The 25,628-nt window shown below is 63.2% G+C and carries 21 protein-coding genes and 1 tRNA gene; 11 read left to right on the top strand and 11 right to left on the bottom strand.

Going from position 1 to position 25,628, the window contains the following annotated elements:
- Window positions 1-300 precede the first annotated feature (300 nt).
- Together FJ418_RS19820 and FJ418_RS19815 are read left to right on the top strand one after the other, a co-directional pair.
- Window positions 301-1,251, top strand: coding sequence for an SPFH domain-containing protein (locus FJ418_RS19820; protein ID WP_140651512.1), 951 nt, complete (start codon window positions 301-303; stop codon window positions 1,249-1,251).
- A gap of 20 nt (window positions 1,252-1,271) precedes the next feature.
- Complete coding sequence (locus FJ418_RS19815) at window positions 1,272-1,736, top strand: NfeD family protein (RefSeq protein WP_140642258.1); 465 nt, start codon at window positions 1,272-1,274, stop codon at window positions 1,734-1,736.
- A gap of 56 nt (window positions 1,737-1,792) precedes the next feature.
- On the opposite strand, the gene FJ418_RS19810 is transcribed toward FJ418_RS19815, so the two are convergent.
- Window positions 1,793-2,794, bottom strand: coding sequence for a KpsF/GutQ family sugar-phosphate isomerase (locus FJ418_RS19810; RefSeq protein ID WP_140642261.1), 1,002 nt, complete (start codon window positions 2,792-2,794; stop codon window positions 1,793-1,795).
- A 159-nt stretch (window positions 2,795-2,953) separates the two neighbouring features.
- Between FJ418_RS19810 and FJ418_RS19805 the strand changes: the two genes are divergently transcribed.
- On the top strand, window positions 2,954-4,756 hold the full coding sequence (locus FJ418_RS19805) for an outer membrane beta-barrel protein (protein ID WP_140868447.1): 1,803 nt from the start codon (window positions 2,954-2,956) through the stop codon (window positions 4,754-4,756).
- A 55-nt stretch (window positions 4,757-4,811) separates the two neighbouring features.
- Here FJ418_RS19805 and galU read toward each other — a convergent pair whose 3' ends face one another.
- Window positions 4,812-5,717 carry a UTP--glucose-1-phosphate uridylyltransferase GalU gene (gene galU / locus FJ418_RS19800; protein WP_140783864.1) on the bottom strand — a complete coding sequence of 302 codons (906 nt, stop codon included), beginning with the start codon at window positions 5,715-5,717 and terminating at the stop codon, window positions 4,812-4,814.
- Window positions 5,718-5,957: 240 nt separating this feature from the next.
- On the opposite strand from galU, the gene FJ418_RS19795 reads away from it, so the two are divergent.
- From FJ418_RS19795 to FJ418_RS19785, 3 genes are all read left to right on the top strand, one after another.
- Window positions 5,958-7,178: a lytic murein transglycosylase gene (locus FJ418_RS19795; RefSeq protein WP_140868444.1), complete on the top strand. Its 1,221-nt coding sequence runs from the start codon at window positions 5,958-5,960 to the stop codon at window positions 7,176-7,178.
- A gap of 112 nt (window positions 7,179-7,290) precedes the next feature.
- A complete protein-coding gene (locus tag FJ418_RS19790; RefSeq protein ID WP_140868441.1) occupies window positions 7,291-8,508 on the top strand; it encodes a DUF459 domain-containing protein in 1,218 nt (405 codons plus the stop codon).
- 87 nt (window positions 8,509-8,595) lie between these two features.
- Window positions 8,596-9,003, top strand: a complete 408-nt coding sequence (locus tag FJ418_RS19785; RefSeq protein WP_140868438.1) for an MAPEG family protein — start codon at window positions 8,596-8,598, stop codon at window positions 9,001-9,003.
- Window positions 9,004-9,041: 38 nt separating this feature from the next.
- Here FJ418_RS19785 and FJ418_RS19780 read toward each other — a convergent pair whose 3' ends face one another.
- A complete protein-coding gene (locus FJ418_RS19780; protein WP_140868435.1) occupies window positions 9,042-10,496 on the bottom strand; it encodes a glutamate synthase subunit beta in 1,455 nt (484 codons plus the stop codon).
- Between the two features lie 199 nt (window positions 10,497-10,695).
- Window positions 10,696-15,432 carry a glutamate synthase large subunit gene (gltB, locus tag FJ418_RS19775; protein WP_140868432.1) on the bottom strand — a complete coding sequence of 1,579 codons (4,737 nt, stop codon included), beginning with the start codon at window positions 15,430-15,432 and terminating at the stop codon, window positions 10,696-10,698.
- 490 nt (window positions 15,433-15,922) lie between these two features.
- Between gltB and FJ418_RS19770 the strand changes: the two genes are divergently transcribed.
- Together FJ418_RS19770 and FJ418_RS19765 are read left to right on the top strand one after the other, a co-directional pair.
- Window positions 15,923-16,972 (top strand): low specificity L-threonine aldolase, encoded by a 1,050-nt coding sequence (locus FJ418_RS19770; protein ID WP_140868430.1) that lies wholly within the window; start codon window positions 15,923-15,925, stop codon window positions 16,970-16,972.
- A 25-nt stretch (window positions 16,973-16,997) separates the two neighbouring features.
- Entirely contained in the window at window positions 16,998-17,891 is an 894-nt protein-coding gene (locus FJ418_RS19765; RefSeq protein ID WP_140868427.1) for an MBL fold metallo-hydrolase, read from the top strand.
- A gap of 6 nt (window positions 17,892-17,897) precedes the next feature.
- Here the strand turns inward: FJ418_RS19765 and FJ418_RS19760 are convergent, their stop codons facing one another.
- Both FJ418_RS19760 and FJ418_RS19755 read right to left on the bottom strand, forming a co-directional pair.
- On the bottom strand, window positions 17,898-18,650 hold the full coding sequence (locus FJ418_RS19760) for a sulfite exporter TauE/SafE family protein (protein WP_140651490.1): 753 nt from the start codon (window positions 18,648-18,650) through the stop codon (window positions 17,898-17,900).
- 135 nt (window positions 18,651-18,785) lie between these two features.
- On the bottom strand, window positions 18,786-19,253 hold the full coding sequence (locus FJ418_RS19755; protein WP_140868425.1) for an Hsp20 family protein: 468 nt from the start codon (window positions 19,251-19,253) through the stop codon (window positions 18,786-18,788).
- Between the two features lie 520 nt (window positions 19,254-19,773).
- On the opposite strand from FJ418_RS19755, the gene FJ418_RS19750 reads away from it, so the two are divergent.
- Complete coding sequence (locus FJ418_RS19750; protein ID WP_140784342.1) at window positions 19,774-20,730, top strand: alpha/beta hydrolase; 957 nt, start codon at window positions 19,774-19,776, stop codon at window positions 20,728-20,730.
- A gap of 45 nt (window positions 20,731-20,775) precedes the next feature.
- Here the strand turns inward: FJ418_RS19750 and hisN are convergent, their stop codons facing one another.
- Both hisN and FJ418_RS19740 read right to left on the bottom strand, forming a co-directional pair.
- A complete protein-coding gene (gene hisN, locus FJ418_RS19745) occupies window positions 20,776-21,549 on the bottom strand; it encodes a histidinol-phosphatase (RefSeq protein WP_140868422.1) in 774 nt (257 codons plus the stop codon).
- Between the two features lie 356 nt (window positions 21,550-21,905).
- Window positions 21,906-22,847: an N-formylglutamate amidohydrolase gene (locus tag FJ418_RS19740; RefSeq protein WP_140868419.1), complete on the bottom strand. Its 942-nt coding sequence runs from the start codon at window positions 22,845-22,847 to the stop codon at window positions 21,906-21,908.
- 164 nt (window positions 22,848-23,011) lie between these two features.
- Here FJ418_RS19740 and FJ418_RS19735 point away from each other — a divergent pair, with 164 nt between their 5' ends.
- Together FJ418_RS19735 and FJ418_RS19730 are read left to right on the top strand one after the other, a co-directional pair.
- On the top strand, window positions 23,012-23,374 hold the full coding sequence (locus tag FJ418_RS19735; protein WP_006199474.1) for a response regulator: 363 nt from the start codon (window positions 23,012-23,014) through the stop codon (window positions 23,372-23,374).
- A gap of 126 nt (window positions 23,375-23,500) precedes the next feature.
- Window positions 23,501-23,575: transfer RNA gene (locus FJ418_RS19730), tRNA-Val, on the top strand.
- Window positions 23,576-24,103: 528 nt separating this feature from the next.
- Here FJ418_RS19730 and FJ418_RS19725 read toward each other — a convergent pair.
- The 3 genes from FJ418_RS19725 to FJ418_RS19715 all read right to left on the bottom strand — a co-directional run bounded on the left by FJ418_RS19725 (window position 24,104) and on the right by FJ418_RS19715 (window position 25,515).
- Window positions 24,104-24,361: a hypothetical protein gene (locus tag FJ418_RS19725; protein WP_140868416.1), complete on the bottom strand. Its 258-nt coding sequence runs from the start codon at window positions 24,359-24,361 to the stop codon at window positions 24,104-24,106.
- A gap of 69 nt (window positions 24,362-24,430) precedes the next feature.
- Window positions 24,431-24,844, bottom strand: coding sequence for a hypothetical protein (locus FJ418_RS19720; protein WP_140706900.1), 414 nt, complete (start codon window positions 24,842-24,844; stop codon window positions 24,431-24,433).
- Window positions 24,845-25,221: 377 nt separating this feature from the next.
- Window positions 25,222-25,515: a DUF1330 domain-containing protein gene (locus tag FJ418_RS19715; RefSeq protein ID WP_140868413.1), complete on the bottom strand. Its 294-nt coding sequence runs from the start codon at window positions 25,513-25,515 to the stop codon at window positions 25,222-25,224.
- Between the last annotated feature and the right edge of the window lie 113 nt (window positions 25,516-25,628).

Here is a 25,628-nt window from a genome sequence, read left to right as displayed (position 1 = left end):
GTCAGCACGAATCGTTCCATCAAAAGCTTGAATCACGACCAAGCCAAGATGGGAATCCTGAATATCAACAAACCTTAATGCATGTCGCCCAGAAGTGTGCAGCGGTTCTGGGACAGCGACATGCATCAAGGCAAAGACTTAAAGCGTGTCGACTGAATCCGTTTCAGCGCGACGCGCTTTAGCTTGAAACCGGTGCGCAAAAGCCTCCGCTAACCAATATTAGCGATCACCTGATTGTAACGTTGCGGAAACACACTTAAGTGATTCCGTGAAGTCGGTGCCTATTGAGGGAGATACGAAATGGGCTTCAGCGGTTTCGATATTGCCATCGTCGTTCTTGTTTTCCTGGTTATCATCCTTCTTTTCAAAGGCATCAAGACGGTGCCGCAAGGTTACAATTACACGGTGGAACGCTTCGGCCGGTACACCAAGACGCTGACGCCTGGCCTGAACATCATCAACCCCATCTTCGAGCGCGTCGGCGCCAAGATGAACATGATGGAGCAGGTGCTCGATGTGCCGACGCAGGAGATCATCACCCGCGACAACGCCATCGTCGGTGTCGACGGCATCGCCTTCTACCAGATACTCAATGCCGCGCAGGCCGCTTATCAGGTGGCCGGGCTGCAGAACGCCATTCTCAATCTGACCATGACCAACATCCGGACCGTCATGGGCTCGATGGACCTCGACGAATTGCTGTCCAACCGCGACGCCATCAACGAGCGCCTGTTGCGTGTCGTCGACGAGGCGGCGCATCCGTGGGGCATCAAGATCACCCGCGTTGAGATCAAGGACATCAATCCGCCGGCCAATCTCATCGAATCGATGGGCCGCCAGATGACGGCCGAGCGCAACAAGCGCGCCCAGATCCTGGCCGCCGAAGGCCTCAAGCAGTCGCAGATCCTCGAGGCCGAGGGCCGCAGGGAAGCAGCCTTTCGCGACGCCGAGGCGCGCGAGCGCTCGGCCGAAGCGGAGGCCAAGGCGACGCAGGTCGTGTCGGAAGCCATCGCCAAGGGCGACGTCCAGGCGCTCAACTACTTCATCGCCCAGAAATACACCGAGGCGCTGACCAGGATCGGCTCGGCCACGAACAGCAAGATCGTGCTGATGCCGCTGGAGGCCTCATCGCTGATCGGAACGCTCGGCGGCATCGGCGAGATCGCCAAGGAAGTTTTCAGGAGTGAAGGTACGGCTGGGGCGCAGCGGCAGGCAGCACGCCCGCCGCTGGTTCGGCCGAACGAAAACTGAGATCATAGGAGGCTGCTCCCATGTTCGATCGTATCGTTTCCGAACTCGGCCCGTGGAACTGGATGGTTCTGGGCTTCGTGCTCCTGGTGATGGAGATCGTCGCGCCGGGCGTCTTCATGCTGTGGATCGGCATCGCCGCGCTCATCGTCGGCGCGGTGTCGCTGGCGATATGGGACGCCGCTTTCTGGACCTGGCACGTGCAGGTGCTGGCGTTCCTGATCCTGTCGCTGATATCGGCTTTCGTCGGCAAGAAACTGATGGCCGGCCGCCACGACGATGCCGACCAGCCGCTGCTCAACCGCCGCGGCGCGCAAATGGTGGGCAAGCTGGCGACGCTGGCCGAGCCGATCAAGGACGGCCGCGGCCGCATCAAGCTCGGCGACACGCTGTGGCGCGTTTCGGGCCCTGACCTGCCCGCGGGCACGCAAGTGCGCGTTGTCGGCGCCGCCGACACCGACCTTGAGCTGACGGTCGAGGCGGCCTGAACCGAGACAGGTATCGGACGGGCTGAGGCTAAGGCAATTCCAGGAAAAGTGAGTGGCTAGGCTGCGCCAATGCGCAGCAGGTCGTGGAAATGAACCACGCCCACCGGCATTTTGTCTTTGATCACGACCAACGCGCCGATATTGTGCTCGTTGAGCATGGCGATCGCCGTGCCCGCCAGCGTCTGCGGATCGATCGTCTTGGGCGTGCGGGTCATGACCTCATCGACGGTCACGTCGGCCAGATTGCGATGCAGATTGCGTGCAACGTCGCCGTCGGTGACGATCCCGACCAGTTTGCCGCTCGCATCGACGATGCAGACGCACCCGACTTTCTTCTGCGACAGCGTCATCACCGCTTCCGGCATCTTGGTGCCGAGCAGGGCGAGCGGAACCTGATCGCCGGTCCGCATGATCTCCGACACCAGGGTCAGGTTGGCGCCAAGCTGCCCGCCGGGGTGCAAGGCTCGGAAGTGATCCGGCGTGAAGCCCCGCGCTTCGAGCAGAGCGATGGCCAACGCGTCGCCCAGCACGAGTTGGAGAAGCGTCGACGTCGTCGGTGCCAGCCCGTGCGGACAAGCCTCGGGCACGACCGGCAGCAGCAAAACCACATCGGCCGCACGCGCCAGCGCCGAGCTCTCGCCGGAAGTAATGGCGATCAGCGGGATGGAAAAACGCCTTGAATAGGCGACGATGCCCATCAATTCCTTGCTTTCGCCCGACCACGACATGGCGATGATGGCGTCGTCCTTGGCGATCATGCCGAGATCGCCGTGATTGGCCTCGGCGGGATGGACGAAAAAGGCTGGCGTGCCGGTCGAGGCAAGCGTCGCGGCGATCTTTGCGCCGATATGGCCGCTCTTGCCGACGCCGGTGACGATGACGCGGCCCTCGATCCGCGAGATCAGGTCGATCGCGGCCGCAAAGGGCTCGGTCAGCCCGTTTGCGAGCGCGGCGGCCAGGGCCGCCACGCCGGTCTGCTCCGTCGCCACCGTTCTCAGCGCCGATTCGATCGCGGCCTGCCTGTCCGGCTGCTTTCTCTCTGGGGACCCCGCATGCATGGCGCAAGCGATTAGCGCTTTGCCGCGCCCCTGTCCAACGGAATTGCCGCGGCTGCCGATCCGGGCGGCTTCAAGGCGGCTGTCTCAACCCTCCGTTAACCATCCGCATTTACGGTTCGGTAAGTATGGCGCAACCGCGCCGCGCAAGCAGTGGTGACGATGTCCGGGGGCCAGTCTGAAACGAAAATCGGTCGAAGGGGCATTGCCGTTGCGGCACTGCTGCTGACGGCAAGCGCGCTTGCCTTGCTGCGTCCCGCGCCGGCATTTTCGCAGGAAACCGAGCTGCGCGGCGAGGTCTCCGAATCGGCCATACTCGCCGACCAGCAGCGCAAGGCCAGGCAGTTGAGGGCACAAGGGTCGCTGGATCAGACCGCGCCCGCGGCCGCGGCTGTCCCGGACACGGCACCGACGACCTACCAGCCGTCGAGCCCCGGCGCCGTTCCCGATGACGATCAGACGGCGGGCGCGACAGACAGCATCTTCGACCAGCCGCAGGCAACGGACGATCCATTGGCCGACACCAAGGCGCCGGCAAAACCCCGCCGGCCCTCGACGGCTGCTCAGCGTGCCCAGGACGCCAAGGCTGACGCCAAGTCGAACACCAAGACCGCCGACAAGAAGAAGACCAAGAAGAAGGCGGGCGAGGCTACCGACGGCACGACCACCGCCGCGACCACCGCCACCGGCGACCAGACTGACGCTGCAGCGACCGAGGACGACGGCAGCAACCGCCGTGCCGTCACCATCGACAGTGTCGACAAGCAGAAGCTCGACCCGGGCCAGGAGCGCACCGCATCCATCGAAGGCCAGAAGGTCAAGCCGGAGGACGATCCCTTCGCCGCTCCCGGTGTCAAGGTCGGCACCTTTGTCTTCCGGCCGACGCTCGAGCAGGGCTTCACGGCCACCTCCAACGCCGATTCCAGCAGCACCGGCAAATCGGCGGTTCTGTCCGAGACGGCGCTGCGTTTCACCGCGACCTCCGACTGGCGCGAGAATTCAGCCTTGATCACCGGCTACGGCCAGTTCCGCAACAGCGTCTCGGGCGAAAAGATCAACGATGCGCAAGGCCGCATCGAAGGCCAGCTCAATGTCGATCTCGACAACGAGCTGCGCGCCATCGCCAAGCTGGGCTACGAAGCCGCACCCGAATCGGCCTCCGCGCCGGATGCGATCGCCGGCGTCGACCACCAGCCGTTGCGCCAGACGGTGGACGGCAGCCTCGGCATCGAAAAGGATGTCGGCAAGATGCGTTACACGCTGACCGGCGCCGTTTCGCATGACTTCTATGGCGACGCCGAGCTCACCGACGGCACCACACTGTCGCAGAAGGATCAGGACAACACGCTCTACACGGCAACCTTGCGCACCGGCTACCAGATATCGCCGGCGCTGACACCCTTCACGGAAGTCGAGCTCGGCCGCCGGGTCTACGATCTGCGCCTCGACACCGACGGCTTCGACCGCGCCTCGAAGAGGGTTGGCGCGCGCGCCGGCCTCGCGCTCGATATGGGCGACAAGCTTTCGGGCGAATTTTCCGTCGGCTGGCTGCGCGAGGCGCTAGACGACAGCCGCCTCCCGGCAATCGCCGGGCCGTCCATCGACGCCGACCTCAAATGGTCGCCCGAGCGCGGCACCACGATCGGGCTCACCGGAAAGACCGAAGTAGAGACCACCACGACGGCAGGCCAGAGCGGCGATATCCTCTATTCGGGCCGTCTGACCGGCGAGCGCCAGATCCGCGCCAATCTGACGGCGAACTCGGCGCTGGGCCTCGACTGGCGCGATTACACCGGCTCCGACGGCCACGATTTGATCCTGAGCGCCGAGGCCGGGCTGACTTGGTGGCTGAACCGCTATGCCGGGGTCACCACCAGGGTGCGGACGGAGAAGCTGACCAGCAACCTGCCCGGACGCGACTACACGGCCAACAGCGTCTATCTCGGCCTGAAGGTCCAGCGCTGAAGGCAGTGACGACCAAGCCTATGTCGAGATTCAGGTCAGGCCGGCCTCACATAGGTTAAGAGGCGGCGCCGCGCCGCTCTACCGGCTGCACCTCGTCCAGCAGCGTGCGGATGACGCCGGCCATGCTTGCGTTCATGTCGCTGCGCCAGAGCGCGAAGGCGACATTGGCCTCGACGAAACCTTCCGGCGAGCCGCAGTCGAAGGTGCGCCCCTTGTAGTGATAGCCGTAGAAGGGCTGCTTTTTCTCCAGCTTCAGCATCGCGTCGGTCAGCTGGATCTCGTTGCCGGCGCCGCGTTCCTGGCTTTCCAGGATGCCGAAGATTTCCGGCTGCAGGATGTAGCGGCCGTTGATGAAGAGGTTGGAGGGCGCTGTGCCCTGCTTCGGCTTCTCCACCATGCCGGTGATGCGGAAGCCGTGATGCGTATCCTCGCCGCGGCCGACAATGCCGTATTTATGCGCCTCCGCCGGATCGCATTCCTGCACGGCGATGATGTTGTTGCCGGTCTCGCCATAGAGCTCGACCATGTCCTTCATGCAGCTCTTTTCCGACTGCATGATCATGTCCGGCAAAAGCAGCGCGAACGGTTCGTCGCCGACCAGCTCGCGGGCGCACCAGACGGCATGGCCGAGGCCCATCGGCACCTGCTGGCGCGTGAAGCTGGTCTGTCCCGGCGCTGGCTGGAGCCGCTGCAGTCGGGCGAGCTGGTCGTCCTTGCCGCGTTGAGCCAGCGTGTCATACAGCTCGAACTGGACGTCGAAATGGTCCTCTATGACCGCCTTGTTGCGCCCGGTCACGAAGATGAAATGCTCGATGCCGGCCTCGCGCGCCTCGTCGACCACATATTGGATGACCGGCCGGTCGACGACGGTCAGCATTTCCTTCGGGATGGCCTTGGTGGCTGGAAGAAACCGCGTGCCGAGGCCTGCGACCGGAAAAACTGCCTTGCGAACGCGCTTCATGCTGACACCCCTGCGTTTCGGCCAATTATCCGCTCGGCGACGCGCTCCGCAATCCCCCCGCGCTTTTTCACGCCGGAATCATTTTCACGCCGGAATGTTGGACTACCGAACGGCCAAAGTTGAATGTGAGAGCTAAAAGCCGCGACACCTCTTTTCGTTCCCGGCGGCACCTATGGTAAACTAAATACTAACCCGGTTCGGCGTTGAATGATCCTTCCTGATTTGACGAAGGAGGAAATGATGTCCGTTCGCAACACCGCGAGGCGCCTGACGGCACTGGCGACGGCCGCCGGTCTCACGCTGGCCTTGCTGATGCCCGCCGGACCCGCTTTCGCCGATGCCGGGTTCCGCCAGTGGGTCTCGGGTTTCCGCGCCACCGCGGTGGCGGGCGGCGTTTCGGGCGCTGTTTACGATCAGTCCATGAGAGGCATCGAGCCCGACCCGGTCGTGTTGGAAAAAGCCCGCACCCAGCCGGAATTCACCGCGCCCGCCTGGGACTATTTCGACAACCGCGTGCATGACCAGTCGGTGGCCAACGGCCAGTCGATGGCGAGGAAATGGAGACCGTGGCTCGACCGGATCGAGGCGCGGTTCGGCGTCGACCGCAATGTTCTTCTCGCCATCTGGTCGATGGAATCGAATTATGGCGAGATCCTCAAGCGCGACGACATCATGCGCAATGTCATCCGTTCGCTGGCGACGCTCGCCTATGGCGACCCGAAGCGCTCGAAATATGCCCGTACCCAGCTGATCGCCGCCTTGAAGATCCTGCAGACCGGCGACATCGACGAAAGCCATCTGATGGGTTCCTGGGCCGGGGCGATGGGCCAGACCCAGTTCATCCCGACCAGCTATCAGCGCTATGCGGTCGACATGGACGGCAACGGCAAGCGTGACATCTGGAATTCGATCCCCGACGCGCTGGCGACGTCCGCCAATCTGCTCAAGAAGAATGGCTGGCAGGCCGGCAAGACCTGGGGTTATGAGGTCTCCATACCAGCCGGCAAATTGCCCGGCGGCGCAAAGACGATCGCCCAATGGCAGGCGCTCGGCGTCGTCCGGGCCAGCGGCAAGCCATTCAAGAACCTGACCGACAAGGCGACGCTGAAAGTACCGGACGGCAGGGGCGGCCCCGCCTTCCTGATGATCAGGAATTTCTCGGTCATCAAGGCTTACAACAACGCCGACAAATACGCTTTGGCCGTCGGCCTTCTGGCCGACGAGATCGCCGGCGGCAACGGCCTGGTGCAGGACTGGCAGCGGCCTTTCACCAAGCTCAGCTTCGAGGAACGACAGGAACTGCAGAAGCGGCTTTCCGATCACGGCTATTATGACGGCAAGTTCGACGGCAAGATCGGCGATGGCTCGAAAGCCGCCATCATGGCCTATCAGGCCAAGGTCGGCTTGAACCAGGATGGCTATCCGAGCATGGAAGTGCTCAAATGGCTCCGCAAGCAGTAGAGCCGTCCACGCCGCCAGGCATCCTTTCAAATAGGGCAAGGATGCTGTAGCGCTTCGGTTGCGCATGACTTCCCGCGTCTGCCTAGTCATGCGCCAAGGGATGGAGAGGTGTTTGGTGTCGGTCGCGCGTATCAGGCAGGGCATTCGCCGGGCGCCGATCCTGATTCTCGCCCTGACCGTGCTTGTCGTCACCGCCGCCGGCGCTTTCCACGCACCTGCATTCGCGCAGGAGGAAAGCCGCGGCTGGTCGTTGCGTGACCTCCTGTTCCCGCGCCGCAGCGAACGCGTCGAGCCACCGGTCGAAATCCAGAAATCAAGGCCGAAACCGAAGAAGAAATCCAAGCCGCGCCCACCGGCCGAGCCGGAAACGCCGATCGTCGAGAAGACGAACGACGCCCGTGTCGTGCTGGTGGTCGGCGATTTTCTGGCGGGCGGTCTGGCCGAAGGCCTGGACACTGCCTTTGCCGACAATCCCGCCGTCAGGATCGTTGCCCGCAGCAACGGGTCGTCGGGCTTCGTGCGCGACGATTTCTATAACTGGCCGGTCGAGATCAAGTCACTGATCGAGACCGAGAAGCCGTCGGCCGTGATCGTCATGCTGGGCTCCAACGACCGCCAGCAGATGCGGGTCGGCGAGGTGCGCGAGCAGCCCCGCTCGGAGAACTGGACCAAGGAATACGAGCGCCGCACCGATGCGTTCGGCAAGGCCATCCAGGACACCAAAGTGCCGTTCCTATGGGTCGGCATGCCGGCTTTCCGCGTGTCGAAGATGAACTCGGACATGCTTGCCTTCAACGACATCTATCACTCGGCCGCCGAAAAGCATGGCGGCGAATTCGTCGATGTCTGGGACGGCTTCGTCGACGAGAACGGCGCTTTCGTCACCTCCGGCCCGGACATCAACGGCCAGCCGGTTCGCTTGCGTTCCGACGACGGCATCAACGTCACCAAGGCCGGCAAGCGCAAGCTCGCTTTCTACACGGAAAAGCCGTTGGCCAAGATCCTGGGCCTGGCGGCGCCGGGAAGCGTCACGACCGTGTCGGCGCCGGCCGGCGCTCCGGTCGAGGCGCCGAAGCCGGCTGCGGCGCCCGTCATCGTCAACCGCACCGCGCCGATGCTGCTCGGCGACCCGTCGCTCGACGGCGGCACCGAACTGCTGGGCGCCGCGCAGCCGGCCAGGGCCGATCCGAACCTGCCCGGCGAAAAACTGATCATCGAAGGCAAGGCGCCGGCCGCCTCGCCTGGCCGCGCCGACGATTTTTCCTGGCCGCCGAAGCCGCAGCCGGCGACCGCGGCTGTAGAGTCCGACCCGACGCCGGCGACTCCGTGACCGACATTCCTGCGCAGCGGCAATTTCGCGCCAAGCCGAACAATGACATTGTTGGATTTTGGCCGAAGTCAAAGTCGGGGGGCGAATATGTCGGCAACAGGCTATGCCTTGCTTGGGTTCGTGACTTGGACCCTCTTATTGCTCATATGGATGGAAATCCTGCGCACCCATCTTGTGGTGAGCGGCCGCGTCCCCGCGAATGGCTTCGCACCGGACAACGCCGGTCTTTCGCCCTTCTTGCAGCGGCTGGCGCGCGCCCATGCCAATTGCATCGAAGGCCTTCCCATATTCGGAGGTCTCATGGCCCTGGCCATAATGAGCGCGCGCGCCCCGATTACCGATCCGCTCGCATATTGGTTTCTAGGCGCGAGGCTGGTGCAGTCGGCCATTCATTTGACGTCGACAAGTCCGACCGCTGTCAAGGCTCGATTTTCGGCGTTCTTGGTCCAGATGGCCATCGGCCTCTATTGGGCGATAAAGCTGTTGCTTAGCTAGGCTGCGCTTCGCGAAAGGCTGCGGCTCGTTAGCCCAATTTAACGCGGCAGAACCGTCGATCCCATCAGCGTCTCGTCGATCGAGCGCGCCGCCTGGCGGCCCTCGCGGATCGCCCACACCACCAGCGACTGGCCGCGGCGCACGTCGCCCGCCGCATAGAGCTTGTCGACACTGGTCCTGTAGTCGCGATCGTTGGCCTCGACATTGGTCGAGCGGCGGCTGTCGGTGACGACTTTGATCTCGCCGTCGAGCTCCTTCATCAGGCTGTCGCCCGCCGGTCCGGCGAAGCCGATGGCGATGAAGGCGAGATCGGCGCGGATGACGAACTCGGTGCCGGCGATCGGCTTCCGCTTGTCGTCGACCTCGCAGCAGCGCACACCGGTCAACTGGCTTTCCTCGCCGATGAACTCGAGCGTCGCCACCTGGAATTCGCGCTCGGCGCCCTCGGCTTGCGAGGACGAGGTGCGCATCTTGGTCGCCCAGTACGGCCAAACCGCAAGCTTGTCTTCCTTCTCCGGCGGCTGCGGACGGATGTCGAGCTGCGTCACACGCACCGCGCCCTGGCGGAAGGCGGTGCCGATGCAGTCGGACGCGGTGTCGCCGCCACCGACGACGACGACATGCTGGCCGCCGGCGATGATCGGGTGCGAGGGCCACGCCACCGACTGGATCGGCTCGCCGCCGACACGACGGTTCTGCTGCACCAGATAGGGCATGGCGTCATAGACGCCGCTGAGATCGGCGCCCGGAATACCGGCCGGGCGCGGCGTTTCGGAGCCGCCGCAATAAAGCACGGCGTCGAATTCCCCGAGCAGGTCAGCCACCTTCATGTCGACGCCGACATTGACGCCGCAATGGAAGGTCACCCCCTCGCCCTGCATCTGCTCGATGCGACGGTCGATATAGTGCTTCTCGATCTTGAAGTCCGGAATGCCGTAACGCATCAGCCCGCCGGGACGGCTTTCGCGCTCATAGACATGCACGTCGTGGCCGGCGCGGCCCAGCTGCTGCGCCGCCGCCATGCCGGCCGGGCCGGAGCCGATGACGGCAACCCGCTTGCCGGTCTTCCTTTCCGGCGGGTAGGGCCGGATGTGGCCGGTCTCATAGGCCTTGTCGGCGATCGCCTGCTCCACCGTCTTGATGGCGACCGGGATGTCCTCGAGGTTCAGCGTGCAGGCTTCTTCGCAAGGCGCCGGGCAGATGCGGCCGGTGAATTCGGGGAAATTGTTGGTCGAATGCAGGTTGCGGATCGCGTTGTCCCAGTCGCCATTGTAGACGAGGTCGTTCCAGTCGGGGATCTGGTTGTGGATCGGACAGCCCGTCGGCCCATGGCAGAACGGAATGCCGCAATCCATGCAGCGCGCGGCCTGTTTCTCGACCTCCTTGTCCGACATCGGCAATGTGAATTCGCGGAAATGCCGGATGCGGTCCGAGGCAGGCTGGTACTTGTGCACCTGCCGGTCGATCTCGAGAAAGCCTGTTACCTTGCCCATAGTCCAGTCCCTGCTGTCCGAAGGCACGCTTTTTGTCGGCGCACCCGTTAACCCCTTAAGGCTGCCCTGGCAACCGCACCTTGTTGGAGCATGACCTTCGCCCGAAAACCGGTTCCCACTTGTCGGGGTCATGCTCTCGGGGTCAGGATTGTTGGCGAGGATGCCGGCCGGAGAGCCATCTCTCCGGCCTGCCCGATGCTTATTCCGCCGCCACGCTCATGCGCATGCGTTCCATCTCGATCAATGCGCGGCGATATTCCACCGGCATGATTTTTCGGAATTTCGGCCGGAAGTTCTGCCAGTCGTCGAGGATCTCGCGGCCGCGCACCGAACCGGTGAAATGCACATGGTTCGAGATCAGCTGGTAGAGCCGTTCCTCATCATGGCTGGTCATGTCGCCGGAGACGTCGACGCGGCCCTTGTGGTCGAGGTCGCCGCCGTGGTGAAGCAGTTTCTCCATCAGGTCGTCCTCTTCCGGGACCGGCTCCAGCTCGACCATCGCCATGTTGCAGCGTTCGGCGAAATCGCCCTTCTCGTCCAGCACATAGGCGACGCCGCCCGACATGCCAGCGGCGAAGTTGCGGCCTGTCTTGCCGAGCACGACGACGATGCCGCCGGTCATGTATTCGCAGCCATGGTCGCCGACGCCTTCGACGACGGCGGCCACGCCCGAATTGCGCACCGCGAAGCGCTCGCCGGCGACACCGGCGAAATAGGCCTCGCCTTCGGTAGCGCCGTAAAGCACCGTGTTGCCGACGATGATCGAGTCAGCAGCGACGATCTTTGCTTCTTCCGGCGGGCGGATGACGATGCGACCGCCCGACAGGCCCTTGCCGACATAATCGTTGCCGGCCCCGACAAGCTCGAACGAGACGCCGCGCGCCAGGAACGCGCCGAAGGACTGACCGGCGGTGCCGGTGAGCTTCACATGGATCGTGTCTTCACGCAGGCCCTTATGCTTGAAACGCTTGGCGACCTCGCCCGACAGCATCGCGCCGGCCGAACGATCGACATTGCGGATCGGCAGCTCGATGGTGACGGGCTGCTTGGCGTCCAGCGCCGGCTTGGCCAACTCGATCAGCTTGCGGTCGAGCACGTCGTCGATCGGATGCTTCTGCCGCTCGGTCCAGTGCAGCGCCTCATGCGGGGCGTCCGGCTTGAAGAACATCTTCGAGAAGTCGAGCCCGCGCGCCTTCCAGTGCTGGATGACGTCGCGCTTTTCCAGAAGGTCGGTGTCGCCGATGATCTGGTCGAGATGGGTGTAGCCCATTTCGGCAAGCAGCGCCCGCACCTCTTCCGCCACGTAGAAGAAGAAGTTGATGACGTGCTCGGGCGTGCCCTTGAAGCGCTTGCGCAGCACCGGGTCCTGCGTCGCCACGCCGACCGGGCAGGTGTTGAGGTGGCACTTGCGCATCATGATGCAGCCGGCGGCGATCAGCGGCGCGGTCGAGAAGCCGAACTCGTCGGCGCCGAGCAGCGCGCCGATGATGACGTCGCGACCGGTGCGCAACCCGCCATCGACCTGCAGCGCGACGCGCGAACGCAGGCCGTTGAGCACCAGCGTCTGGTGCGTCTCGGCAAGGCCCATTTCCCACGGGCTGCCGGCATGCTTGAGCGAGGTCAGCGGCGAAGCGCCGGTGCCGCCATCATAGCCGGAGATGGTGATGTGATCGGCGCGCGCCTTGGCGACGCCCGCCGCAACCGTGCCGACGCCGACCTCCGACACCAGCTTGACCGAGACATCGGCCGCCGGATTGACGTTCTTCAGATCGTAGATCAGCTGCGCCAGATCCTCGATCGAATAGATGTCGTGATGCGGCGGCGGCGAGATCAGGCCGACGCCGGGCGTCGAGTGCCTGACCTTGGCGATGGTCGCGTCGACCTTGTGCCCTGGCAGTTGGCCGCCCTCGCCGGGCTTGGCGCCCTGCGCGACCTTGATCTGCATGACGTCGGAATTGACCAGATATTCCGCCGTGACGCCGAACCGTCCGGACGCGACCTGCTTGATCGCCGAACGTTCCGGGTTCTTGCCGCCGCCGGGCAGCGGCAGATAGCGGTCGGCCTCTTCGCCGCCCTCTCCGGTGTTCGACTTGCCGCCGATAGCGTTCATGGCGCGCGCCAGCGTGGTGTGCGCCTCGCGTGAAATCGAGCCGAACGACATCGCCCCGGTCGAGAAGCGCTTGACGATCTCGGCCGCCGGCATGACGTCCTCGATCGCGACCTTCTTGCGGCCGGTCTCTTCCGCTGTTCTGAGCTTGAACAGGCCGCGAATGGTCTGGGCGCGCGCGGTTGCGCTGTCGATCTGCGCCGAATAGTCCTTGAACGTGTCCCAGGAGCCTTGCCGCACGGCGTGCTGCAAGGTGGCGACCGCATCGGGCGACCACATATGCGCCTCGCCGCGCATGCGGAACATGTATTCGCCGCCGACCTCTAGGTTGTTGCGCAGCACCGGATCGCTGCCGAAGCCATCGCTGTGGCGGCTGAGCGTCTCGGTGGCGATCTCGTCCAGGCCGACGCCTTCGATCAGCGTCGCGGTGCCGGTGAAATACTTCTCGACGAAATCCGACTTCAGCCCGATGGCGTCGAATATCTGCCCACCGCAATAGGACTGGTAGGTCGAGATGCCCATCTTGGACATCACCTTGAGGATGCCCTTGCCGATCGATTTGATGTAGCGCGAGACCACCTCGTACTCGTCGACCTCTTCCGGCAGCTCGCCGCGCTTGTGCATGTCGAGCAGCGTGTCGAAGGCAAGATACGGGTTGATCGCCTCGGCGCCGTAACCGGCCAGGCAGCAGAAGTGATGCACTTCGCGCGGCTCGCCGGATTCCACAACCAGCCCGACCGAGGTGCGCAGGCCCTTGCGGATCAGGTGATGGTGCACGGCCGCCGTCGCCAGCAGCGACGGAATGGCGATGCGGTCCGGCCCGACCTGGCGGTCGGACAGGATGATGATGTTGTAGCCGCCGGCGACCGCCGCCTCGGCCCGTTCGCAGAGCCGGTCGATGGCGCCCTGCATGCCGGCAGCGCCCTCGTTCGAGCCGTAGGTGATGTCGATCGTCTTGGTATCGAAACGGTCTTCGGTGTGGCCGATGGAACGGATCTTCTCCAGATCGCCATTGGTCAGGATCGGTTGTCGCACTTCGAGCCGCTTGCGGCGCGACGTGCCGACCAGGTCGAAGATGTTCGGCCGCGGGCCGATGAACGACACCAGGCTCATCACCAGCTCCTCGCGGATCGGGTCGATCGGCGGGTTGGTGACCTGGGCGAAGTTCTGCTTGAAATAGGTGTAGAGCAGCTTCGACTTGTCCGACATCGCCGAAATCGGCGTGTCGGTGCCCATCGAACCCACCGCTTCCTGGCCGGTGGTGGCCATCGGCGCCATCAGAAGCTTGGTGTCTTCCTGCGTGTAGCCGAAGGACTGCTGGCGATCGAGCAGGCTGACATCCTTGCGCAGCGCGCGCGGTTCGACCGGCTTCAGGTCTTCGAGAATGAGTTGCGTGTTGGCGAGCCAGGTCTTGTAGGGGTGCCTGGTCGCGATCTCCGACTTGATCTCCTCATCGGAGACGATGCGGCCCTTGGCGAGATCGATGAGCAGCATGCGGCCCGGCTGCAGCCGCCACTTCTGCACGATCTTTTCCTCCGGCACCGGCAGCACGCCGGCCTCCGACGCCATGATGACGCGGTCGTCATCGGTGACGATGTAGCGGGCCGGACGCAGGCCGTTGCGGTCGAGCGTGGCGCCGATCTGGCGGCCGTCGGTGAAGACCACCGCCGCCGGTCCGTCCCACGGCTCCATGAGCGCCGCGTGGTACTCGTAGAAAGCCTTGCGGTCTGCGTCCATGAGCTTGTTGCCGGCCCAGGCTTCCGGGATCAGCATCATCATGGCGTGGCTGAGCGAATAGCCGCCCTGGAACAGGAATTCGAGCGCGTTGTCGAAGCACGCCGTGTCCGACTGGCCGTCATAGGAGATCGGCCACAACTTCGAGATGTTGTTGCCGAACAGTTCGGAATCGACCGAGGCTTGGCGCGCCGCCATCCAGTTGTTGTTGCCGCGCACCGTGTTGATCTCGCCATTATGCGCGACCATGCGGTAGGGATGCGCCAGCTTCCAGGACGGGAAGGTGTTGGTCGAGAAACGCTGATGGACGAGGATCAGCGCGGTTTCGAAGCGCGGATCGGTGAGATCCTTGTAATAGGCGCCGACCTGGTAGGCCAGGAACATGCCCTTGTAGACGATGGTGCGCGCCGACAGCGACACGCAATAGGCGCCGATGTCCTTGTTGTCGTTCTCGGCATAGATGCGGCCCGAAATCACCTTGCGCAGCAGATAGAGCCTGGCCTCGTACTCCTCGTCGTCGGTAATGTCGGACGTGCGGCCGATGAACACCTGCCGATGGAACGGCTCGGATGCCACGATATCGGGCGCCTTCGACAGCGACGAATTGTCGACCGGGACGTCACGGAAGCCGATGAGCGGCAGCCCTTCCGACTGCGCCGATTCGGCGATGACTTCTTCGATATGGGCGCGCAGTGCCGCGTCCTGGGGCATGAACCAATGGCCGACGCCGTATTGGCCGGCCGGCGGCAGTTCGACGCCCTTGGCGGCCATTTCATCGCGGAAGAAGCTGTCCGGAATCTGCACCAGCACGCCGGCGCCGTCGCCGACCAGCGGATCGGCACCGACGGCGCCGCGATGGGTGAGGTTTTCCAGCATCGCCAGACCGTCCTCGACGATCTGGTGCGACTTCAACCCCTTCATATTGGCGATGAAGCCGACGCCGCAGGCGTCATGCTCGTTGCGCGGATCGTAAAGGCCCTGCGCGGCCATGCCGTTGGCAGTTCGCAGCTCTTTGGTCAGGACGGTATTTTTAACGGCTGCCGCTTTCGTCTGCGCGGCATGGCCGTCGATCGCAGATGGCGTCAGTTCCGTCATCGTCCTATCCTCCGTTCTCCACCTTGGCCCCGACTGTCTCAGGGCGCTGGTTTGCCTTGGGAAGCATGACGCTTCCCCTTCATCCTGCTGCACGTCTCGCGAAATCAATCGAACCAAACGGCTATACGCCCGGTTCGCATCCGGTATCGTACAGGTCAGAGCCGGGCCGTCTACCCGCCGCTCGCGACAATGGCCGGAATGGCAGCGATCATACGCCAGTCCAGCCTGTTTTGTGCGACAAAATAAGACAGCACTACTGTCCTAAATTTTTTATGCCAGAAATCGGGCGGCCACACAAGACCGATTCACAAAAAACTTGGCGGCGCCGCGACACAAAATTTCGTGACAAGCGCAAGAAACGCAAGCTTTGGTCCGGGTCCTTTGTCTCGATTTGCTGGCTTCACCGCTTTGCCGATGATTGGCCCTTGCGCTTCGACTGCCGAAGCGGTCAAGTCCCGCCACTTTTGCCAATCACGATATGGACCTTTCGATGTTCTTTGCATCCGACAACTGGGCTGGCGTCCACCCCGACATTTCGGCCAACCTGTCGCGCCATGCCGCCGGCACTGCCGTCGCTTATGGCGACGGCGACCTGGACCGCGCCGTCTATCGCCGCTTCAGCGAGGTCTTCGAGCGTGAGGTTCAGGTCTTCTTCGCCGCGACCGGCACCGCGGCCAACGCGCTTTCGATGGCTGCGTTGAACCGAATAGGCGGCGTCGCGCTCTGCCATTCCGAGGCGCATATGAATGTCGACGAGTTCGGCGCGATGGGTTTCTACACCGGCGGCGCGCGCATGGCGCCGGTGCCGGGACCGCTGGGACGCATGAACCCGGAGGCTCTCGACCGCGCGATAAGGCGCTATTCGCAGGATCTGGCGCCCGCTGGCCAGCCGATGGCGGTCACCGTGACCCAGGCGACCGAGGTCGGCACGGTCTACAGCGTCGACGACGTCAAGGCGATCGCCGAGGTCAGCCGCCGCCACAAGCTGCTGCTGCACATGGACGGCGCGCGCTTCGCCAATGCGATTGCCGCGACGGGCGTCAGCCCGGCCGAAATGACCTGGAAGAGCGGCGTCGACCTCATCTCCTTCGGCGGCACCAAGAACGGCTGCTGGATGGCGGACGCGGTCGTGGTCCTCAATCCGGACGTCGGCAAGGATTTGCGCCTGCTGCGCCAGCGCGCCGGACAGACCTTCTCCAAGGCCCGCTTCATCTCGGCCCAGTTCGAGGCCTATTTCACCGACGATCTGTGGTTGAGGATGGCCGGCCATGCCAATGCGATGGCTGCACACCTGGCCGAGACGATCGAGGATGCGCCGGCCGGCAAGCTCGCCTGGCTGCCGCAGGCCAATGAGGTCTTCGCCATACTCGGTCGGGCCACGGCGGAAAAGCTGCAGGCGGCAGGCGGCAAATTCTATGAATGGGGCGTGCCGCAGGGTTTCGATGGCCACCTCGGCGACAACGAAGCGATCTACCGCTTCGTCGCCAGCTTCGCGACCACGACGGCAGAGATCGACCGTCTCGGTCAGCTGCTGGCTTGAGCTTTTTATAGTCGAGGGCAAGCTGATGACCAGACCGCCTCCCGGCTCGACGATGCGGCTGATCCGTCCGGCGCCGAACGTACTCGGCTTCTACGATGGCCGTGCCGATGGCGTACGCATCTGGTCCGACGAGTCGAATTGGCTCGACGACGGCGCTTACACGCTCGGCATCTGCACCTATGCGATCGTCGATGGATCGCAGGCGCTCGTCTACGACACGCACATATCCCTGCCCCATGCCCGCTTCATCCGGAAAACCCTCGAAGAGCTGGGCGTGACCTCGATACGCGTCGTTCTCAGCCACTGGCATGACGACCATATCGCCGGCAACGAGGTGTTCCAGGATTGCGAGATCATCGCCAACACCCTGACTGCCTCGGCACTCGAACGCGGCCGCGCCGAGATCGAAAGCGGCAACCCGCCGATCAAGCCGCTCGTTATGCCCAACAGGACGTTCGACAACGGCCTCAGCCTGGCGGTGGGAGCGATCCCGATCGAACTGCGCCAGGTCGAAATCCACAGCCATGACGGCACGGTGCTGCTGATGCCCCAAGCTGGCCTGCTGCTTGCGGGCGATACGCTGGAAGATTCCGTCACCTATGTCTCGGAACCGGAGCGTCTGGCGGAACACTTGATCGACCTCGAGCGCATGTCTGGCTGGCGGTTTGATCGAATCCTGCCCAACCACGGTTCCTTCGAGGCAATCGAAGCCGGCGGCTATGACAGAAGCTTTATCGCGGGGACCGAGGCCTATGTCCGAAAGCTGCTTGCCTGCCGGCAAGACCCCGACCTGGCGAAGCAGGATTTGAGGACCTTCGGCGCCGACATTTTTGCGGCAACGGCGGTTGAGTATTTTGCGCCTTATGAACCCGTTCACCGGCAGAACGTGGAGGCCGTTATCGCGGCGAAGCGCCGGTAATGTGCGCTAGGCGAGGAAGGGCCGCAGCAACAGCTCGACGCCGAGCAGGACCAGAAAGATCAGGAACCACCGACGGAAAGTCGCTGGGCTGATTTTCTGGCGCAGCACCTGCCCCAGCCACATGCCGAGCAAGGCCGGCAGCACGGCGAGCGAGGACATCGCCAGATGCCCGGCCTCGAAGGCGCCATGCGAGGCAAGGCCTAGCGCCAGGGCGATCGTCGACACCGTGAAGGAGAGGCCGAGCGCCTGGATGAGATCATCGCGGCTCAAGCCCAGCGCCTGGATGTAGGGGACGGCAGGCACGACGAAGACGCCGGTGCCGCCCGTGACCAGGCCGGTGAGGAAACCCACAAACGGCGACGACCAGCGTTCGGCGCGTGCCGGCACCGTCGGCTGCCGCGCGAGCAGGCTGTAGGCGGCATAGACGATCAATGCCGCGCCGAGGCCGGCGGTCGTCCATTTGACGTTGTCGCTGGCGAGCAGCCGCGAACCGGCGATGGTGCCGATCAGGATGCCCGCCATCATCAGCCACAGCCGGCGCAGGATCGCGGAAAAACTCGGGCCGGCGAAAAGCTGCCAGACATTGGTGACGAAGGAAGGCACGATGAGCAGCGATGCCGCGGTCACCGGCGGCATGATCGTGCCCAGCAATCCCATCGCCAGCGTCGGCAGGCCCATGCCGGTCACGCCCTTGACGATCCCGGCCAAAAGGAAAGTGATTGCGACGGTGAGCGTCAGCAGCAGGGAAAAATCGGACATCGCCCTTCATGATCCGCCGCTGCATGCTTCAAAAGAGCCAGAGCGGCGCGTTGCCGGTGGCACAATAAAAAGCGGCGCCGCGCGGCGCCGCTTTCGTCTCGGGAGGGAGACGTCGTCTGCGATGGAGCCCGCGGGTTACGCGGCGGCCTTGGCCTCGATCTGCTTGGCCTTGTCCGAGGACGAGGTGATCGCGATCTTGCGCGGCTTGAGCTCCTCGGGAATGTTGCGCGTAAGGTCGACGAAGAGCAGGCCGTTCTTCAGCGTGGCGCCTTCCACTTCGACGTGGTCGGCCAGCTGGAAGCGGCGCTCGAAGGACCTCGAGGCGATGCCGCGGTAAAGCAGCTCCGAACCCTCGCTGTTGTTCTCTTCCTTGCGCTCGCCCTTGACGGTCAGCACGTTGCGGTGGGCTTCGATCGAAATCTCGTCTTCCGAGAAGCCGGCAACGGCCATCGAGATGCGATAGGCATTCTCGCCCGTGCGCTCGATATTATAGGGCGGGTAGGTCTGCGCGGTCTCGGGCTGGCCGAGCGAGTCGAGCATGGTGAACAGCCGGTCGAAGCCGACAGTCGAACGATAAAGCGGGGAAAAATCAACGTGACGCATAGGTGTTCTCCTTTTGAGCAACATGGTTTGCGTGTGACCGGTGCGAAACCCTCGAAAGGCGTTCCGGATGGGCCAGCGGCCCCGACATCGGCGGCCACAACCTTCATTTGGGAAGCTCAAAAAGCCATTTCAAGGTTTTCTTCGCGGTCGCAATGCGGCCACGTTCATGAACGGTGGATGAACCACCGCTTCGGCATCCGTTCAGTCATGCAGCGCTAGGCTTTGGTCACGTTCGAGCAATTCCAGGAGAAGTGTGAAGCGGTTTTCCGTCCGGAATTGCGTCAAGACACAGAGACAAGCGGCGCCTCTTTCCCTGCGCCGCGACGAGGCCGAACCGGGTGCAACGTCCCTTCCTCCCGGATCGACAGAGGCCGGAAGTGCGCCGCAGGCACTTCCGGCCTTCCCCCTGCGCTGGCAGCCGCGTAAATCCTCGCAACGCCTTTGCTTTTGCCGCCTGGCCGTCTATCACCATGCCGACGCCTCGCCCGTCCGGGCAAAAGAGCAACCATCGACGCGCCGAATGACGGATCTTTTCCATCGCACAGAAGACAATCCCGCGCCGCAGAATGCCGCAGGCGGCTTCTTCATCACGCGCGACGGCAAGAAGATCCGCTACGGCGTCTTTGCCGCTGTCAGCCGCCCGCTGCAGGGCACGGTGGTTCTGCTGACGGGGCGCAACGAATGCATCGAGAAATATTTCGAGACCATTCGCGATCTCGCCGATCGCGGCTTCAGCGTCGCTGTCCTCGACTGGCGCGGCCAGGGCGATTCCAGCCGCCTGCTGCGCGACCGCCAGCGCGGCTATGTCCGCAGCTTTCGCGACTATACGCGCGACCTCGAGCAATTCTTCGAGGAGATCGTGCTGCCTGACTGCCGCGGCCCCTATTACATCCTAGCCCACTCCACGGGCGCGGTGATTGCGCTGCTTGCCTCGCCATCGATGGTCAACCGCGTGCGCCGCATGGTGCTGCTGACGCCCTTCCTCGCGGTGCCCGACCTGCCGGTTTCGATAAGCACGGTGCGGCGCGTCTGCGCGGTCTTCTGCGCGCTGGGTCTCGGCAGGCTCTATGCCGCGCTCGGTCCGCGGCCGAAAGTGCCGCCGCCCTTCGAAATGAACAAGGTGACCTCGGATCCCGAGCGCTACCGACGCAATGTCGGGATCTACGAGGCCTGGCCGCAGCTCGCGCTCGGCGGCCCGACGATCCGCTGGCTGAAGGCCGCCGCCGCCGCCGCGGAAGCCGTCAGCGATCCGGATTTCATGGCCAGGGTGAAGGTGCCGATGCTGATCGTCGCCGCCGGCGCCGACCGGGTGGTCTCGACCAGGGCGGTGGAAGCCTATGCCAGGAAACTGCGCGTCGGCTCGCTGTTGATGATCGACGGCGCCGAGCACGAAATCCTGCAGGAGAAGGACATCTACCGCGAGCAGCTCCTGGCCGCTTTCGACGCCTTCATTCCGGGCACCGGCGACGCTCCCTGAGCGCGATCGAAATCCTGCGGCGACCAGCCCTTGCCGCTTGGCGCATCAGCCGCGCAGCGCCGCCGTCGCCGCCGCGTGAAGCTCGGGCGTCGCGGCCGCCAGTACGTCGCCGCCCTTTTCCGCCGGTCCGCCTTCGAAAGTGGTGATGACGCCGCCGGCCTTCTCGATGATCGGGATCAGCGCCACGATGTCGTAGGGCTTCAGGCCCGGATCGGCGACGATGTCGACGCTGCCCGCGGCCAGCATGGCGAAGGCGTAGCAGTCGGTTCCGTAGCGGGCGAGTTGCACCTTTGTCTCGAACTGGTCGTAACGCTTGCGCGCATCGCCCTTGAACAGGGCCGGCGTGGTCGTGAACAGCGTCGCTTGCGCAAGGTCGGTCGTCTTGCGGGTCGCGAGCCTGCGCGGGCCGCCCGGTCCCTCGTAGTGCGAGCCGGAAGCGTTGGCGTAGAACAGCTCGCCGGTGAAAGGTTGCGACATCATGCCGGCGACCGCGTCGCCGTCGACGGTGAACCCGACCAGCGTTCCCCACACCGGGACGCCGGAAATGAAGGCGCGGGTGCCGTCGATCGGGTCGATCACCCAGACATGCCGGCTGGTGAGGTTCTGGCTGCCATGTTCCTCGCCGAGAATGCCGTGCTCGGGATATTCGGCGGAAATCAGCGCCCGGATCGCGCGCTCCGCCTCGCGATCGGCCTCCGTCACCGGATCGAAGCTTCCCGCAAGCTTGTTGGTGACTACCCCCTGGCTGCGGAAGCGCGGCAAGGTTTCGGCGGCGGCGGCATGCGCGATGCGCCGCATGAAATCGGTGCTGATATCCAAGTCGCTCTCCCCATCGCGGCCTTTGCCAGCCGCTCTTTCTCACGGAACAGGCGCGCTGAAGACCGGCCAGATGCCCGTTTTCTGTTGCCCGAATGTCACATCTGAGCCGCCGAAGCGGAATTTCCACATCATATTGAATTAAAAAAGCCTGCTGTCGATTGACATTTGTGCGGCGCACAATAATTTTGTCATCGGACAGGTTTTCCTGTCCATGCCCTCCTTGGGCGTTTCCTCCCTAGACTTCGACCGTGTCGTGAAAACGATGCGGTCTTTTTTTCGAGCAATTCCAGGAAAAGTGTGAAGCGGTTTTCCGTCCGGAATTGCGTTTATAAGAACCCGGCGCGCCGACCGCGCCGTCATTCCGCCGCGAGCGGCAAATCGACGAAATGATGGTCGGGCATCGACATCAAATCGGCCGAGAAGCGGGTCAGGTTGCAGGCCAAAGCGTCGAAGCTGGCCGATTTCTGGAACGTCCGCTCGTCCATGTAAAGCCCGCGATTGACCTCGATCTGCAGCGCATGCAGATGCCTTGCCGGCCTGCCATAATGCTCGGTGATGAAGCCTCCGGCATAGGGCTTGTTGTGCGCGACCGAGTAGCCCATGTCGACAAGCAGGCTGATGGCCATCTCGGTGAGCGCCGGCGATGCCGAAATGCCGAACCGGTCGCCGATGATGAAGTCGGGCCGCACACCATTGTCGCCGACGCGGATCGAGGCCGGCATCGAATGGCAATCGATCAGCACGGCATAGCCGAACCTGGCATGCGTCCTGGTCAGGAGCCGCTTAAGCGTCTCGTGATAGGGCTTGTACACCGCTTCGACGCGTCCCACCGCCTCGGCCAGCGGCAACCGGCCGGGATAGATATCGAGCCCCTCGCCGACCAGTTTCGGCACCGTGCCGAGCCCGCCGGCGACACGCGCCGAGCGGATGTTGCAGAAGGACGGCACCGGCTCCGCGAACATGCGCGGATCGAGTTCCCAGGGCTCGCGGTTGACGTCGAGATAGGCACGCGGAAAATTGGCGGCCAGCAACGGCGCGCCGAGCGCCACGGCGCCGCCGAAGAGCTCCTCGACATAGCAGTCCTCCGACCGGCGAATGGCGTTGCGGTCGAGCCGCGCCATGGCCAGGAAGCGCTCCGGATAGTGGCGGCCGCTATGCGGTGAGTTGAACAGGAAAGGCACGCGCTGTTCGGCGCCCGATCGGATTTCGAAGGGTGGAACGACCGAAAAATCCTCGGCTGCCGTCTTCAATTTGTACGAACCAGGAAACAGCACTGCATCATGGCATGAAATTGCCATCTTGCGTCCGGCATGTCCAGCATTTCAGGCGGTGAAACCGCGCCTCGAGCCGGATGTCGGATGCCCTTCATTCACTTGATGTTTACCGGCGCGACCGCATATACAGGATGGTTAACGGTCTTGCCCGGCGGCAGGCTTGGGGCGGGTGATTCGGACGGGATATGATGGCACGCATTCTGCTGGCGGAAGACGATGACGATATGCGCCGCTTCCTCGTCAAGGCGCTGGAGCGCGCCGGCTACCAGGTAAGCGATTTCGACAATGGCGCCAGTGCCTATGAGCGGCTGCGCGAGGAACCTTTTTCGCTGCTCCTGACCGACATCGTCATGCCGGAGATGGATGGCATCGAGCTCGCCCGCCGCGCCACCGAGATCGATCCGGACCTCAAGGTGATGTTCATCACCGGCTTTGCCGCGGTCGCGCTCAATCCCGATTCCAAGGCACCCAAGGACGCCAAGGTGCTGTCGAAGCCCTTCCATCTGCGCGACCTCGTCAACGAGGTCGAGAAGATGCTGCAGGCGGCCTGAGCCGTCTCTGGTTCGCATTGAGGCCCCATCGGCAGGCGCTTCGCCGATGCGACAAACGGAAGCCGTCTTTCCACATTCCCGCTATTGACGCGCCGGATCAAAAGTGGTGTATGCGCGGCTTCGGATGGGCGTGTAGCTCAGCGGGAGAGCACTGCATTGACATTGCAGGGGTCACAAGTTCAATCCTTGTCACGCCCACCATCCTTCCAATAACTTCGCCGATCTCCGCCACTAGACCCCGAGCACACCGGCTAGGAGCATTGCAGCCACTGGTCGCGCCCGGTGGCGACGTGAGCAGGCGGCGTCTTAATATTTGTGAAAGTGCACGCAGCCGTGCTGCGATGGATTCCCCTCGCTGAACAGCCCGTAGGCCTCTGTCGGCGGGATTTTCGTTGCGCGGCCTAATTTCATTAGTTGTCACTAAAATCATTGATGCAGAAACCTGCCAATTGGCGCATAATATTCGCCTGCCCCGCGCAGCAATCCGGGGTAAGGGCCCGGCCTGTCTGCCCTAGTCCCCCGACTTCCCGCAGGCCGGGTATCGTATGTCTGGCCAGCTAATTCAGCCTGGGCGCCTTGTCGGCAACGAAGGGCGCCAGCGCGTCGGAGCAGCGCAAGAGCTGGACGCCTTCCCCATAGAGCGGCCCGACAGTTCCGCGTTGGGGTTTGCGTTGGGTTGAACCGCCGGGCCTAACCGACTCGGTAAGGGTGAGTCGGCCAAAGAGAAGGCTAAATTAGCATCCATGCATTGATATAGATTTCTATGCCTTTCCACTGGTTTCGTTGGCCGGATACGCGGCTTGCGCAATGTTGCTCAATCATAATGACAGGGCTCGTCTGAACTAAGGCGGCAAGAGCAGCACGGCCATGAGAGCGTTTGCTGCCATCCCGATCATAATCGCGCTGCCGGTAGCGCCAAACTGCGATGGCGAGCATCACGGCGCCGATGGCGGCGATGTAGGTTGAGACGGGATCAATAGCGTTCAAGGTACGTCCGCGGCGATGGTGAACGGGCGGGTGGTGGCCGTGGTGCCCTCCGAGGGAACGCGAATTGCGCTACTCAACCTTCACGTTGATCGTGATGCTGTAGGATGCGCCATCGTATGTGTGTACCGACAGGGCGATCTGGTCATGGCCTTTGAACCCTGACATGGACCGGTACAGCACCTTTATGCCGTCCACCTTACGGAAATTGCATTTCCATCGAATGTTGCTTTTGGTGAAGTGAGGAAACGTCTTCGCGTTGACGATGGAGATTTTCCCGTGACTCGGTCCGGAAACCGCCTTCAGATCGACCGGGCCCGCGTTCGAGCAGTCGGGGTTAACGCTAGCTCCGTCGTAGACTTTGATTTCCTTCCCCGAAAGCGCTGTCCTTTCGAGGGTTTTCGAGTTCCCCCATGCGGCGGCCTGGCCTCCGCCAAGTCCCAAAAAAATAAGCGCGATCCCAACAGCAGTAACGCGGTAGCCCATCTTTGTTGCCCCTTCGTTGAAGTAGATATCCCGAGTGTTCTAGAGGCGCCCCGGCAAAACACCATGTGTCGTGCTATCAAATGACCGTTATTGGCGAAGAATTCGATAACCGCTCGATTGAGTATCGTATTTTGCCGGCCCGCCGAAACGGCACCTTTTCCTTTGGCTGACACACAGGGAAGATCGCACTCTCTGGCACAGGAACGGCACAGATATTTCGAATGTTTTTGCTCTGTTCACGTTCATTTGGAGCCCATTTCGCAATGAAATCAGAGAACGAACTGCATTGACATTGCAGGGGTCACAAGTTCAATCCTTGTCACGCCTTCCGAATAACTTAGTCAAGCCATCTGGCGGAGAACACTCCGGCGGCACAACTACTCGAGATCCCCTTCGAACATCACGAGCACGCGGTTCGACGCCTTGAGCGCGAAGCGCATGGCTTCCTCATAATCCGGGTCCGCGTAACAGGCCTTGGCGATCTCCAGCGACGGAAATTCCACAAGGACCATGCGCTTGGCATCGCGCGCCTCGACGAGCAGAGGCGGCTGCTTTGTCGTGTTGGTTCGTGCCTGATATTTTTCGCCGATCGGCATCCAGAGGCGGCTGTACTCGGCCTGCGCCTCCTGGTCCGAAATCTTGGTTCCGACGATGAGCCAGTATCCTTTCACGCTGAAGCGCTCTCCCTGATAATTGCCGGCCTACACCATGAACTCGCCGATTGAACGCGTCTCGTTCGGACCGATCGCCGATCTTGGCAGCCGCCGCGATCGCCGCATTGCCG

This window comes from Mesorhizobium sp. B2-8-3 (genome assembly GCF_006440815.1).
In the GTDB taxonomy this organism is placed as follows: domain Bacteria; phylum Pseudomonadota; class Alphaproteobacteria; order Rhizobiales; family Rhizobiaceae; genus Mesorhizobium.
The sequence above is the reverse complement of the archived record's forward strand: the minus strand, read 5'-3'. Positions and strand labels throughout refer to the sequence as shown.

Excerpts from the sequence above, each read along its gene's own strand:
- FJ418_RS19720 (WP_140706900.1), bottom strand. The coding sequence starts at position 24,844 with ATGGGCTACCGCGTTACTGCTGTTGGGATCGCGCTTATTTTTTTGGGA.
- FJ418_RS19735 (WP_006199474.1), top strand. The coding sequence starts at position 23,012 with ATGGCACGCATTCTGCTGGCGGAAGACGATGACGATATGCGCCGCTTC.
- FJ418_RS19740 (WP_140868419.1), bottom strand. The coding sequence starts at position 22,847 with ATGGCAATTTCATGCCATGATGCAGTGCTGTTTCCTGGTTCGTACAAA.
- FJ418_RS19760 (WP_140651490.1), bottom strand. The coding sequence starts at position 18,650 with ATGTCCGATTTTTCCCTGCTGCTGACGCTCACCGTCGCAATCACTTTC.
- FJ418_RS19795 (WP_140868444.1), top strand. The coding sequence starts at position 5,958 with ATGTCCGTTCGCAACACCGCGAGGCGCCTGACGGCACTGGCGACGGCC.
- FJ418_RS19770 (WP_140868430.1), top strand. The coding sequence starts at position 15,923 with ATGTTCTTTGCATCCGACAACTGGGCTGGCGTCCACCCCGACATTTCG.
- FJ418_RS19765 (WP_140868427.1), top strand. The coding sequence starts at position 16,998 with ATGACCAGACCGCCTCCCGGCTCGACGATGCGGCTGATCCGTCCGGCG.
- FJ418_RS19750 (WP_140784342.1), top strand. The coding sequence starts at position 19,774 with ATGACGGATCTTTTCCATCGCACAGAAGACAATCCCGCGCCGCAGAAT.
- gltB (WP_140868432.1), bottom strand. The coding sequence starts at position 15,432 with ATGACGGAACTGACGCCATCTGCGATCGACGGCCATGCCGCGCAGACG.
- FJ418_RS19820 (WP_140651512.1), top strand. The coding sequence starts at position 301 with ATGGGCTTCAGCGGTTTCGATATTGCCATCGTCGTTCTTGTTTTCCTG.
- FJ418_RS19755 (WP_140868425.1), bottom strand. The coding sequence starts at position 19,253 with ATGCGTCACGTTGATTTTTCCCCGCTTTATCGTTCGACTGTCGGCTTC.
- FJ418_RS19780 (WP_140868435.1), bottom strand. The coding sequence starts at position 10,496 with ATGGGCAAGGTAACAGGCTTTCTCGAGATCGACCGGCAGGTGCACAAG.
- FJ418_RS19810 (WP_140642261.1), bottom strand. The coding sequence starts at position 2,794 with ATGCATGCGGGGTCCCCAGAGAGAAAGCAGCCGGACAGGCAGGCCGCG.
- FJ418_RS19805 (WP_140868447.1), top strand. The coding sequence starts at position 2,954 with ATGTCCGGGGGCCAGTCTGAAACGAAAATCGGTCGAAGGGGCATTGCC.
- FJ418_RS19785 (WP_140868438.1), top strand. The coding sequence starts at position 8,596 with ATGTCGGCAACAGGCTATGCCTTGCTTGGGTTCGTGACTTGGACCCTC.
- FJ418_RS19815 (WP_140642258.1), top strand. The coding sequence starts at position 1,272 with ATGTTCGATCGTATCGTTTCCGAACTCGGCCCGTGGAACTGGATGGTT.
- galU (WP_140783864.1), bottom strand. The coding sequence starts at position 5,717 with ATGAAGCGCGTTCGCAAGGCAGTTTTTCCGGTCGCAGGCCTCGGCACG.